We start from the raw sequence: 12044 nt of genomic DNA, 5'->3' as shown, positions 1-12044 counted from the left end.
TTATAAATAAAACCGACGAAAGGGGTTAAAAACCCCTTTTTATGTCATTTTGGGACTTATTTAATGACATAAAATCAGGTATATTTGCGCAAATTTTAAACGGTGCAATGACCATGCCTACTGTATCCAATATGCCTATTAAATTTGAATGCCATCACTGCCAAAAAATCTACATGCAGAAATATTCAGCTGAGGCACTGGTCAATTATCCGCACTGCCCTGATTGTGATACCGCAGGTATGCTGCTGGGTTCGGTTGAAACTGAAGATATTTTTAAACATCCAGTGACTTTTATTAAATCATTTTTTAACCTGCCATTGCTGAAGCAAGGCACATAACACCCGCAATTCCCATAATAAGACCTGCCACTGTTGCAGGTTTTATTTTCTCTTTAAAAAGTAACATGCCACTAAGTACGCCTAAAAGTACAACCAGAATATTCATACCTGCAAATACGACCGCAGGACTGTCTTTTAGCAGCATATGCGCTTTTACATACAGTGCAATATTGGCAATATTCAGCACTCCCAGCAACAGACCTGCACTGATATTTTTAACGGAAGGCCATGTTTTCTGAACAAAAAAAGCATGCATTAAAGTTATAAAAAAAGCACAGACAAACATCAGGTTCAGCACCACGCTGAACTGCAATCCCAGACCGGTTATATATTTCAGTAATACATCAATCAGTGCATACCCCGCCCAGACCAGGATCAGATAAAGAATCCCCCACTTATTTCCCGAAGCTGCTCCATCACCTTTCTGCGCATATAAAATACAGACCACTGCCATAAAGCCCAGTACAATCCCAATGATTTTAAGAGTACTGAACTGTTCATTGAAAATTAGCCAGGCCGCACAAAGAGACAATACAACTGAAAGTCGCTGTGCTATTTCTGTTTTTAAAATACCTGCCGTCTGTAATGCTTTAGAAAGGCATACAAAAATGGTCGGCAGCAATATCCCCAGACTGATAATCAGCCACCAGGGAGTCTGTTTCACTGAAACATGAATCAGATCAGGCTTGAACCATAGATAGCAAAGCACCGAAGCAGATGCATAATTCCAGGTGATCATCTGAATGATACTGAATCCACGGGTACTGCATATCTTGATCAGTACAGAAACCACTACGCTGCAAAGTGCAGCAGCAAAAATCAGTTCCATGAGCCACTCTTATCCATTTTTTGGTTTATTTTCCAGATACAGAAAAGCCCACAATAACGTGGGCTTTCTTTTATAAATCATTCAATATGAATTATTTATAACGATCAACCATTTTCTCTAAAGAAACTGGACGGATCTTGTCTGCATGACCCGCTGTACCGAACTGTGTATAACGGTCAACACAGATCTGTTTCATTGCATCAACAGTTTTAGCAAAGAATTTACGTGGATCAAATTCGCTTGGCTGTTCAGCCATCATACGACGCATAGCACCTGTAGACGCTAAACGTAAATCTGTATCAATGTTGATTTTACGAACACCGTGTTTGATTGCTTCAACCAGCTGTTCAACAGGAACACCATAAGTTTCTTTGATGTCGCCGCCATACTGGTTAATGATTGCAAGCCATTCCTGAGGAACAGAGCTTGAACCGTGCATAACAAGGTGTGTATTCGGAAGTGCTGCATGGATTTCTTTGATGCGGTCAATCGCTAAAATATCACCTGTAGGTGGACGTGTGAACTTGTACGCACCGTGTGAAGTACCTACTGCAATTGCCAAAGCATCTACATTGGTGTCTTTTACAAACTGAGTTGCTTCTTCAACAGAAGTCAGCAGCTGAGAATGGTCCAGAACGCCTTCAGCGCCTACGCCATCTTCTTCACCAGCCATACCAGTTTCAAGACTGCCTAAACAGCCGATTTCACCTTCAACAGAAACACCACATGCATGCGCCATCTGAACTGTACGACGGGTCACATCAACGTTATATTCATAAGTCGTTGGTGTTTTACCGTCTGCACCTAATGAACCATCCATCATTACAGATGAAAAGCCCAACTGGATAGAACGCTGACATACGTCTGGGTCTGTACCATGATCCTGGTGCATTACCACAGGAATGTGTGGCCATTCTTCAATTGCAGCTAAAATTAAATGACGAAGGAATGGTGCACCTGCATACTTACGTGCACCTGCCGAAGCCTGCACAATTACAGGTGAATTGGTTTCGTCTGCGGCTAACATAATTGCGCGCATTTGTTCTAAATTGTTTACGTTAAACGCTGGAACGCCGTAATTGTATTCACCGGCATGATCCAAGAGCTGGCGCAATGAAATAAGAGCCATAATATCCTCCCAGGTAATGCCCCATATTCTACATGCCTAATTATTTCAATTCAGCAACAATATGTAGTATTTCAAAAAAAATCCCTGCAAGTGCAGGGATTTTTAAATAAAAAACAAAATCAGTGAGCAGTTTCAGCCGCAGCCTCTGCTTCAGTCGCTGGAGTGGCAGCATCTGCAGGTGCATTTGCGATATCCGCAGGTACGTCAGTATTTTTTTCATCCAGAACAGGTTTATCAATGACGTCGATTGCTGCCTGCTGTTCAGGGGTTACTTTCTCTTCCACAACAGCTTCTGATGCTGCACCTTCAGTTTTAGCCGCATCATCTTTCTTTGCACAAGCTGTTAAAGCTAATGGAGCAATCAGTAAAGCTGCCAGTGTCAGTTTTAAGTTCATCACATTTTTCCTACAACGGGTGATTTATTATTTTTAAGTTTATTGCAGATATATTTCATTTTAATGACGCAAAAATGAAAAGGGCTGGCTTCATGCCAACCCCTTTCATTATTATGAAATCTGATGCTTATTCAGCACGTTCCAGTAACACAGCAACTGCCGGTAAAGTCTTACCTTCTACAAATTCAAGGAATGCACCACCACCTGTAGAGATATAACCGATTTTGTCTGCAACTTCATATTTATCAATTGCAGCTAAAGTATCACCACCACCTGCGATCGAGAAGCCTTCTGATTCTGCAATTGCCAGTGAAAGTGCTTTTGTTCCTTCACCGAACTGATCGACCTCAAACACACCTACAGGACCATTCCATAAAATGGTTTTAGAAGTTTTTAAGATTTCTGCAAATGCTTTTGCAGTTTCTGGACCTACATCCAGAATCATATCGTTGTCAGTTACGTCTGCCACGTTTTTCACAACGGCTTTTGCAGCAGCAAGTGAACCCAGGAAATCATCAAAGTTGATTTCTGAAGCATCTGCAACAACAACATCTATCGGAAGTGGAACTGAAACTTTTGCTGCAATTGCTTTTGCAGTATCAATCAGATCATGTTCACACAGAGATTTACCCACATTGAAACCTGCCGCAGCAAGGAATGTATTGGCAATACCACCGCCCACAATCAACTGATCACAGATATCAGACAGTGAAGTTAAAACATCAAGCTTAGTCGATACTTTTGAACCTGCAACGATTGCAACCATTGGTTTTTCAGGTGTCTGCAATGCACGACCTAAAGCATCCAGTTCAGCAGCAAGTAAAGGACCTGCCGCAGCTACTTTTGCTAAACGTGCAACACCTTCAGTCGATGCTTCTGCACGGTGTGCAGTACCGAAAGCATCCATAACAAACACATCACAAAGTGCTGCGTATTTTGCAGCAAGCTCAGGATTGTTTTTCTTTTCACCCGCATTGAAACGGCAGTTTTCAAGCAGTACAACCTGACCAGGCTGAACTTCAACACCATCTAGATAATCTGTAAACAGTTTTACTTCCTGTCCCAGCGCTTCTGTCAGATAAGCAGCAACTGGAGCAAGAGACTGTTCTGGTTTTGGCTCACCTTCAACAGGACGACCCAGATGTGAATACACCATCACAGCTGCACCTTTCTCAACCGCAGCTTTAATTGTCGGTAATGCAGCACGTAAACGTGCATCACTGGTAATCACACCGTTTTTAACAGGAACGTTTAAATCTTCACGGATAAGTACACGTTTGCCTGCTAAATCGAGGTCAGTCATACGCTGAAAGTTCATGTATAGCTCACTTTATAGATATAAAAATCGCCCTGATTTTAAATGATTATGCAGAAAAAGGTTAGCTTCTTTTGCATAAAAGCTGTCGAAACCGAAAGTTTTGATTATGATAGTGAAAAGACTTCACAATGATTCAGTACTATGTCCATTCATCCTGATCCTAAAATCAATCGTTTAAATGTTTTAGGCGAACCTCTGGCAAGCTGCTGCTTTGACCCGATCACGGGATATTTCCGAAACGGCTTCTGCCATACAGCAGCATCTGATATTGGTCAGCACACCATGTGTGCACAGATGACCTCTGAGTTCCTTAATTTTTCCCAGAAAGTGGGGAATGATCTGATCACACCAGTCCCTGAAGTTGGCTTTCCCGGTTTACAGCCTGGTGATTTCTGGTGCATCTGTGTCACCCGCTGGGTTGAAGCTTACCAGGCTGATCAGGCACCTCCTGTTAAAATTCAGGCATGTCATCAGGCAGTTCTGTCTTATGTTCCGCTTGATGTACTGATGGAATACGCAGTCTGAATATGTCTACTTCAAATAACCACCCACAGATTATCCTGGCATCCAGCAGTCAGACCCGCAAAGATCTGATGAATCGACTGCATCTTCCTTATATCTCCGTTGTTCCTGATATTGATGAATCGCCTCAGGGTGAAAATCATGCAGATATTCTTGCACAGCGGCTGGCGTATGAAAAAGCTCGGATCATCTCTGAACAGTATCCTGATGCCATTGTGATCGGTTCAGATCAGGTAGCCTGGCGTGAAGGTGCACCTGATATTTTTATTGGCAAACCACTGACTGCTGAAAAAGCGGTTCGGCAGCTTCAGGCTAATTCCGATAAAATTGTCTACTTCAGCACGGCGCTGAGTGTGCAACAGAAGTCTACAGGTTTTGAAAGCACCCTGGTCGAACATTACAAAGTAAAATTCCGCAAACTGACACTGGCTGAATCAGAGCGCTATGTTCAGGTGGAACAGCCCCTGCACTGTGCCGGCAGCTTTAAATGTGAAAGCCTCGGGATCAGCCTGTTTGAAGAAATGAATGGACTGGATCAGACCACACTGATGGGTATGCCCATGATCAAGCTCTGTCATATTCTGCGTGAATTAAAAGTACTTGTGCCATAATTACTGGAAGTGTTTTTAGTTGACTCCCAATAAATTGAACGGCAGCAGATGTTGCCGTTCAATACTGAATATTAAATTTAACAACAGCATTAATATAATATACGACCAATCGCTCAAAAATTCTGGATGAATTTGCTGAGAGATAAGCTTGAATGAGTCGTTTAAAGTACATTCGAATTAATAAACTACGGTATAGCGTAATCAACATAAAAAGAATAAGAAAGAAAAATAGACTAATATTATCAGGGTCAAAGCTACTCACACTTTCCCTCTGTCTAAAGAGATATTTGACAAATAACAATGCCAGTACCAAATAGCCATACCACATTTATTATATAGCGGATGATCTTCAGCAAGGCTTTTGGCTTGTCTAAAAAGTAAGATATGCTGATATTGCGGCACCTCAGCCAAATTTTTTGCTTTATATATCCTATCGATTGAGGATGATTGTTTCGCTAATCTGGACTGACTTTTCTCTCTTTCTTTTTGCAATATCTCATTCGCCATTTTCTCGGCATCTTCTTTACTTAACATTATTTTTCTTCGCTGTATTTTAGACCTATGATGCAGTAAAGATTTTGATGTATACAACCACAATAACTCAGACAAACTCAATTTATTTAAATCAACCAAGCCCATTTAAATAAATCTCACGATACTTGCACTTAGGCTTTCGATCATAAGACAATAGTCACAATATTGTTTTAAATTTGCTTAGGCTATTTTCATGTCCCAATCCTTAGATGTTTTAGGCGGTATTACCGCTGAACAGTTTCTTAATGAATACTGGCAAAAAAAACCGTTGCTGGTTCGCAATGCCCTGCCTGAAATAGCCAGTCTGCTTGTTCCCGATGATGTTATGGAACTGGCACTGGATGAAAATATCACAGCGCGTCTGATCAAACAGCGGGATAAAAATCCAGATCAATGGTCAGTCAAGTCTTCGCCGTTAAATAAAAGTGACTTCCAGAAAATGCCTAAACTCTGGACGCTGCTGGTTCAGGCTGTGGATCATTACTCATTTGACCTTGCGGAATTATGGAAAAAATTTCCATTTATTCCACAATGGCGCCGTGATGACATTATGGTGTCATATGCTCCACAGGGCGGTTCAGTCGGTAAGCATTTTGATTTCTATGATGTATTCCTGGTTCAGGGTTATGGTCAACGCAGATGGCAACTGGGACAGATGTGTGATGAGAACACTGATTTTGTTGCAGGACAGCCATTAAAGCTGCTTGCTGAAATGGACGTTCATTTTGATGAGGTTCTGTCTCCAGGTGACCTGCTCTATGTCCCACCTGGCCTTTCACATTACGGTGTTGCTGAAAATGACTGTCTGACCTATTCATTTGGTTTCCGCATGCCGAATGTTTCAGACATGATGGACCGTGTTGGCGATAAATTTTCCGACAATCCTGTCTTAAGAAATCCTTTGGTCGATATTGTAAGAGATACGGTATCATGTGCAGGTGAAGTCACAGTTGATGAGCTTGAATACCTCAAAGCAGAAATCATGGCACAGCTGCAACAGACCAATGTTCTTGAAGATGCCATTATGAGCCTGCTGTCTGAGCCTAAGTATCCTGATGGTATTCCAGAAGCAGATGAAATTGGTACAGGTGATCTCGAAGAGGCGCTTGAAGCAGGTTATCTGCTCATGCTTGAACCTGCATCCCGTCTGCTCTACAGCGAACAGGATGGTGATGTGATGTTCTGGGCAAATGGCGAAGGCATCTGTATTTCTGAACAGTTTACAGGCAGCTTAAAGAAACTTGCAGATGGGCAGACTGTGCCTCTGGATCTTTCACTGATGGATGATGAAATTCTCGAAGATATTGCAGAATTACTGAATGACTCAGTACTGATGCTGGTTCCAGCATCGTCTGACTGAGCCAGATGCTAAAAAAAAGAAGGCTGTATGCCTTCTTTTTTATTGTCTGTAATTTTTTCAGTTCTTCACAGCCTGACGGGCATAATGGCACAGATCACCGTCCGACCTGCCTGCGAAGACATCTGAAGTGAAGCACCTATCTTTTCCAGACGAAGCTGCATGCTTCGCATTCCAACACTCATCCCCTGTTTCAGTACACAATCCACATCAAATCCAACACCATTGTCCACCACAATCAACACAATCTGAGTGGAATCAGGTATATCCATGACCACCTTAACTTCTGTTGCATAACTGTGTTTCACAATATTGGTCAGGCTTTCCTCAAGCACCCGAATAAGGGTAAGACACTGCAGTGCTGTTGGCTGAATCTTCCACTGAGAAGGCAATGACCAGCTGGAATTTATATCCATTTCATCCATCAGCTGACTGAAACGGTGACGTACAGGTGCGATCCACAGTAAAGGATTTTCAGGAACTGCAACCCCTGCCGATGAGCCACTGTCTATAATCTGCCTTAAGTCATCCCGAAGCAACTTCAGCATCGACAGAAAATGCTGGTTTGAGAAATTTTCTTTACTCTGGTCAACCATAATCATGGAACGCACAATGGATGCTCCAAGCACATCATGTAAATCATGAGACAGATGTATTCTTTCCTGTAAGCGTACATTTTTCAGTTCAAGCCCGTGTTTTTCCATCAGACTCGACTTTAAATCATCACTCACATGTTGAATTTTCACTTCCAGTTCATGATTAAACAACTCAATACGCTTAATACTCCGGGTCAGGCGCATGGATAAAACCACCACAATAAACAGTGTGATCACCGAAGATGTATATGGCACCAGTGGTGGTAAATTTTTAAAATGATTCAGGGTCAGAATTCCCAGATCCACACAACCAATAATCAGAATCACCAGCATCGCCAGCGACAGCAGTATATATTCCAGTTTTCGTGTTCTGATTGTTATATAGAAAACATACAAAATGCAGAGCAACAACAGCACTAAATAACATAAAAAAATCAGACTGTGAAAACTTGCTGTGTTATTCATATCTGTAAAAAGCAGACCCAGAATACTAAGACCGGTCAGTACAGCTATACTTATTTCAATGCGGGGGAATTTTTTATCTATAAAACGCATAAGGTACAGGCAGAATGAACAGATATAACAGACAAGCACAATCATGGTGAACTGTGCATCCTGTAGTGTTGTCATCAACGGTAGTGTTTCTGTCCTCAGGACACTTGAAATAAACAAAATCCAGAACAATGAACTAAGTGCAAACAGTGCAAACGTCTGGTCTTCCCGTCTGAACAGCCATATCACAAAACAGAAGACACCCAGTGTTGCAGACATGATGATGCTGATCAAAAACATTGTCCGCTGATTCCACACCCGATCCTTGTGGATTTCATAATTTTTCTGGACATTATTAAATCCAACCGCACCAAGACCCGGCAGCTGAAATGCGTAGCCCTTTATAAATATCAGAACCTCATTCTTCCCCTGATTCAGTCCTGCAATCGGTAAAATCCAGTAACGCGGCATATTCCAGCTTCTGGATAAAGAGCCACTCAGATTTTTATCTGACCACAGCAGATCACCATTCAGAAATACTGCTCCAGCCGAATTGATTGATTTTACTGAAAAAACAACAGGCTCCTGCAGATGTGCATCATGATCACAATGCCAGTCCCATTTAATCCGATACCACACAGCACCATTATAATTATGCCATCGCTCACTCCACGTGTCTGGTAAGCTGACTTTTTCCCAGCCTGAAGCAGGCACATGCTGCATTGAATCTGTACGGACCGCCTCCATTGCATGAACATTGACGCGACACTGTTCATTAACAGGGAACTGCTGTGCAAAGACAGAACTGTAAATCCCTGTAAAAAAATAAAACAGAACCGCACAGACAAAACGCATTCAGATCAGACCCAAAGACCGGGCTGTGCTTACGGCTTTCGTCCGCTTGGTCACAGAAAGTTTTCGATAGATATGTTTGATATGACTTTCCACGGTATATCTGGACACAAACAGCATTTCAGCAATTTCACGGTTACTTAACCCCTGAGCAACCAGTGTCAGAATTTCCCTCTCCCTGTTGGTCAGCGCTTCTATGTATTCCTCACTGCTGGTTTCTTTATCTGAAGGATTCTGAGTATCTTCAACCGGCAGTCTGCTTAAAATTTCACGTGCAATAAATGGGTCAATTGGCGCACCACCACGTAAAATACTGCGTATAGCAATCATAACTTCTGCATCGTCACGCTCCTTAAGCACATAACCCGTCGCACCCGCCCGTATTGCTTTAAACAGGCTCTCCTGGGTACTCCATGCAGAAATCACCAGAATCACAGCCGAAGGATCTTTACAGCGTAACGCCTCAATCAGCTCAATGCCATTACCATCAGGCAACCCAAGATCGACCAGTGCAAGAGAGACTGGATGATCTTCAATTAAACTCAGTGACTCCTTTAAAGTACTTGTAAAAATCAGCATATCATCCTGATATCCCAATTCCTGCAGAATACACTTCAGGCGACTTTGTATAATGGACTCATCTTCAAGTATCAGTACTGGAACAGGTAAAATAATATCTTTGTCTGCCACCGTTTTTCCCCATTCAATACACTAAAGAAATAATATAGATTTACAGTCGATGAATTACCATCACTAAAAATAAGTAATTTAAGGATTTTCCCTGTTTTATGTTCAAATCTGTAATGCAATTTAACGACTGAAACAGATGATTCAAGCCGATTAATCACTATACCGTGCTGTTTACTTTTAAAACCTATATCAAATCACACTTTTATACTTGTACTGACTGACCAATCCTGAGACATTTAAAACTGTACTTCCAAGGAAATATATTAAGAATGCCAGGTCCAGCCCAATCAGTCAGACATAAACTCTTAAATACCTTCTTTTCACGTCACTCTGTCTGGTTTTTATGTATTATCATTGCGGTTTCTCTTGCGTGGTTCCGTTTTTATCATGCACCGCATTACATCTATTATTTTATTTCAGATACATTGCTGAATACACTGTTGTTAGTCAGCACGCTTTTAAGCCTGCTGGGATTGCATGACATACTTCAGAACAAACATTCCATATTAAAAAACTATCCGATCATGGGTCATTTCCGCTTTATTTTCGAAGATTTCCGACCAGAAATACGCCAGTATTTTATTGAGTCTGACCAGGATGCTTTACCATTTTCAAGAATGCAGCGCAGCCTGGTTTATCAGCGTGCAAAAAATGAAAATGCCGATAAACCTTTTGGCTCAATTATTGATGTCTATCAGGAAGACTATCGTTTTATCACTCACTCTCTCACCCCCTGCAAACCTGCTGACCCTGAATCATTCCGCATTACTATCGGTAATGAACAGTGCAGACAGCCGTACAGTGCCTCAATTTTCAATATTTCGGCAATGAGTTTTGGAAGTTTAAGTGCAAATGCAATCCGCGCACTGAACAAAGGAGCGCAGAGTGGCAATTTTTATCATGATACTGGTGAAGGAAGCATCAGCCCTTATCACCTGGAAAATGGTGGCGATATTGTCTGGGAGCTAGGCAGTGGTTATTTTGGCTGTCGGACTTTAGATGGAAAATTTGATCCTGAAAAATTTGCTCAACAGGCAATATTACCCCAGATCAAAATGATTGAAATAAAACTGTCCCAGGGGGCTAAACCCGGACACGGCGGTATATTACCCAAAGATAAAATTTCTGAAGAAATATCACAGATCAGAGGTGTGAGCCGCGACCAGGACTGTATTTCCCCTGCACAGCACTCTGCATTCAGCACCCCTGTAGAAATGATGCAATTCATACAGCAGTTACGTGATTTATCCGGTGGGAAACCAGTAGGCTTTAAACTCTGTATTGGTCAGCCATGGCAGTTTATGAGCATTGTCAAAGCAATGCTTCAGACCAAAATCATTCCGGATTTTATAGTGGTCGATGGTTCAGAAGGCGGTACAGGAGCTGCACCGGTTGAACTGATCAACCACGTCGGCACACCGCTGCGTGAGGGATTACTGTTTGTACACAACACCCTGGTCGGCGCAGGATTAAGAGACAGAATACGTGTAGGTGCCAGTGGCAAACTGGTCAGTGCCTTTGACATTGCAAGCACTATGGCAATCGGTGCAGACTGGGTCAACTCAGCCCGTGGCTTTATGTTTGCCGTCGGCTGTATTCAGGCACAGAGCTGCCATACCAATCAATGCCCTGTTGGAGTAGCCACACAGGACAAGGAAAGACAGAAAGCGCTTCATGTTCCAACCAAAGCAGATCGGGTTTATCACTATCACAGGAATACCCTGCATGCCCTTTCTGAGCTGATCGCTGCGGCTGGTTTACAACACCCAGAAGACATTAAAGCTCACCATCTGGCTCAGCGTGTCAATGACCGTGAAATCAAGAACTATGCTCAGCTTCATTTCTGGCTGAAACCGGGAGAGCTGCTCAACTGTGAAAACAAAGATGACGAAAACTTCTATTTCCGCATGTGGAATATGTCGAATGTAGAATATTTTTAAGTCTGATCATCATAAAAAAGAGGCGTCATGCCTCTTTTTTTACACGGGCATCAAAAAAATATAAATATCTGTTTTTAATCACAATAAAAATAAATTTCTCATTATCCTTTGCCATTTATTTTATTTTTTTACATAAAAAAACGTCATTGCTCAAAATCAGCTCAATTCAGCCCTTTAAAAATATCTCCACCATCCCTATTTATTATTTAAGCGTGATTAAGGAGTATTTCCGTGAAAAAAGTCGTAAAAGCTAAAAATTTAATTGCTTTCCGTATCTGGCTGGAAAATATTGGCTATTCAGTCAAAACACTTGCCGATAATAAAGGTTTTACATTCAGCTTTAAAAAAGAATATGGCTTAGTCACCTGCGATCTTTCTGGCAACCATCTGGCAATGCAGTTAGGCGAAGAATTTGAAGATCACCTTAAAGCTTAAGTATAC

Annotated in this window: 13 protein-coding genes; 6 read left to right on the top strand and 7 right to left on the bottom strand. The window is 41.8% G+C overall.

Annotated features, from left to right (window positions below):
* Window positions 1-107: 107 nt before the first annotated feature.
* A complete protein-coding gene (locus CDG61_RS07570) occupies window positions 108-338 on the top strand; it encodes a hypothetical protein (RefSeq protein ID WP_228199628.1) in 231 nt (76 codons plus the stop codon).
* Here the strand turns inward: CDG61_RS07570 and CDG61_RS07565 are convergent.
* From CDG61_RS07565 to CDG61_RS07550, 4 genes are all read right to left on the bottom strand, one after another.
* Window positions 307-1167, bottom strand: coding sequence for a DMT family transporter (locus CDG61_RS07565; protein ID WP_087550228.1), 861 nt, complete (start codon window positions 1165-1167; stop codon window positions 307-309). The genes CDG61_RS07570 and CDG61_RS07565 overlap by 32 nt on opposite strands.
* Window positions 1168-1258: 91 nt before the next feature.
* Complete coding sequence (gene fba / locus CDG61_RS07560; protein WP_087511597.1) at window positions 1259-2296, bottom strand: class II fructose-bisphosphate aldolase; 1038 nt, start codon at window positions 2294-2296, stop codon at window positions 1259-1261.
* Between the two features lie 119 nt (window positions 2297-2415).
* Entirely contained in the window at window positions 2416-2691 is a 276-nt protein-coding gene (locus CDG61_RS07555) for a hypothetical protein (protein ID WP_087550229.1), read from the bottom strand.
* A 127-nt stretch (window positions 2692-2818) separates the two neighbouring features.
* Entirely contained in the window at window positions 2819-4009 is a 1191-nt protein-coding gene (locus CDG61_RS07550; RefSeq protein WP_087550230.1) for a phosphoglycerate kinase, read from the bottom strand.
* Window positions 4010-4150: 141 nt separating this feature from the next.
* On the opposite strand from CDG61_RS07550, the gene CDG61_RS07545 reads away from it, so the two are divergent.
* Entirely contained in the window at window positions 4151-4534 is a 384-nt protein-coding gene (locus CDG61_RS07545) for a DUF2237 family protein (protein ID WP_087511594.1), read from the top strand.
* Between the two features lie 2 nt (window positions 4535-4536).
* Window positions 4537-5142, top strand: a complete 606-nt coding sequence (locus CDG61_RS07540) for a Maf family protein (protein WP_087550231.1) — start codon at window positions 4537-4539, stop codon at window positions 5140-5142.
* 258 nt (window positions 5143-5400) lie between these two features.
* Here CDG61_RS07540 and CDG61_RS07535 read toward each other — a convergent pair whose 3' ends face one another.
* The gene (locus CDG61_RS07535) at window positions 5401-5781 is read right to left on the bottom strand and encodes a hypothetical protein (RefSeq protein WP_228199627.1); all 381 of its coding nucleotides are present in this window, start codon (window positions 5779-5781) and stop codon (window positions 5401-5403) included.
* A gap of 88 nt (window positions 5782-5869) precedes the next feature.
* Here CDG61_RS07535 and CDG61_RS07530 point away from each other — a divergent pair, with 88 nt between their 5' ends.
* On the top strand, window positions 5870-7036 hold the full coding sequence (locus CDG61_RS07530) for a cupin domain-containing protein (RefSeq protein WP_087550232.1): 1167 nt from the start codon (window positions 5870-5872) through the stop codon (window positions 7034-7036).
* A 65-nt stretch (window positions 7037-7101) separates the two neighbouring features.
* On the opposite strand, the gene CDG61_RS07525 is transcribed toward CDG61_RS07530, so the two are convergent.
* Both CDG61_RS07525 and CDG61_RS07520 read right to left on the bottom strand, forming a co-directional pair.
* A complete protein-coding gene (locus CDG61_RS07525; protein WP_087550233.1) occupies window positions 7102-8976 on the bottom strand; it encodes a sensor histidine kinase in 1875 nt (624 codons plus the stop codon).
* Window positions 8977-9663 (bottom strand): LuxR C-terminal-related transcriptional regulator, encoded by a 687-nt coding sequence (locus tag CDG61_RS07520; RefSeq protein ID WP_087550234.1) that lies wholly within the window; start codon window positions 9661-9663, stop codon window positions 8977-8979. It lies immediately after the preceding gene.
* Window positions 9664-9932: 269 nt separating this feature from the next.
* Here CDG61_RS07520 and CDG61_RS07515 point away from each other — a divergent pair, with 269 nt between their 5' ends.
* Window positions 9933-11603 (top strand): FMN-binding glutamate synthase family protein, encoded by a 1671-nt coding sequence (locus tag CDG61_RS07515; RefSeq protein ID WP_087550235.1) that lies wholly within the window; start codon window positions 9933-9935, stop codon window positions 11601-11603.
* 231 nt (window positions 11604-11834) lie between these two features.
* Window positions 11835-12038, top strand: a complete 204-nt coding sequence (locus CDG61_RS07510) for a hypothetical protein (protein ID WP_087511588.1) — start codon at window positions 11835-11837, stop codon at window positions 12036-12038.
* Window positions 12039-12044: the final 6 nt, after the last annotated feature.

Origin of the sequence: Acinetobacter sp. WCHAc010052 (assembly GCF_002165295.2) — a bacterium.
Taxonomy (GTDB): Bacteria; Pseudomonadota; Gammaproteobacteria; order Pseudomonadales; family Moraxellaceae; genus Acinetobacter; species Acinetobacter chinensis.
Note: the sequence above shows the minus strand (reverse complement) of the source record. Positions and strands in the feature narration are given on the sequence as shown.

Bases quoted from the DNA above. Each gene is read 5' to 3' on its own strand.
- CDG61_RS07555 (WP_087550229.1), bottom strand. From the start codon at position 2,691: ATGAACTTAAAACTGACACTGGCAGCTTTACTGATTGCTCCATTAGCT.
- CDG61_RS07540 (WP_087550231.1), top strand. From the start codon at position 4,537: ATGTCTACTTCAAATAACCACCCACAGATTATCCTGGCATCCAGCAGT.
- CDG61_RS07535 (WP_228199627.1), bottom strand. From the start codon at position 5,781: ATGGGCTTGGTTGATTTAAATAAATTGAGTTTGTCTGAGTTATTGTGG.
- CDG61_RS07515 (WP_087550235.1), top strand. From the start codon at position 9,933: ATGCCAGGTCCAGCCCAATCAGTCAGACATAAACTCTTAAATACCTTC.
- CDG61_RS07530 (WP_087550232.1), top strand. From the start codon at position 5,870: ATGTCCCAATCCTTAGATGTTTTAGGCGGTATTACCGCTGAACAGTTT.
- CDG61_RS07565 (WP_087550228.1), bottom strand. From the start codon at position 1,167: ATGGAACTGATTTTTGCTGCTGCACTTTGCAGCGTAGTGGTTTCTGTA.
- fba (WP_087511597.1), bottom strand. From the start codon at position 2,296: ATGGCTCTTATTTCATTGCGCCAGCTCTTGGATCATGCCGGTGAATAC.
- CDG61_RS07545 (WP_087511594.1), top strand. From the start codon at position 4,151: ATGTCCATTCATCCTGATCCTAAAATCAATCGTTTAAATGTTTTAGGC.
- CDG61_RS07550 (WP_087550230.1), bottom strand. From the start codon at position 4,009: ATGAACTTTCAGCGTATGACTGACCTCGATTTAGCAGGCAAACGTGTA.
- CDG61_RS07525 (WP_087550233.1), bottom strand. From the start codon at position 8,976: ATGCGTTTTGTCTGTGCGGTTCTGTTTTATTTTTTTACAGGGATTTAC.
- CDG61_RS07570 (WP_228199628.1), top strand. From the start codon at position 108: ATGACCATGCCTACTGTATCCAATATGCCTATTAAATTTGAATGCCAT.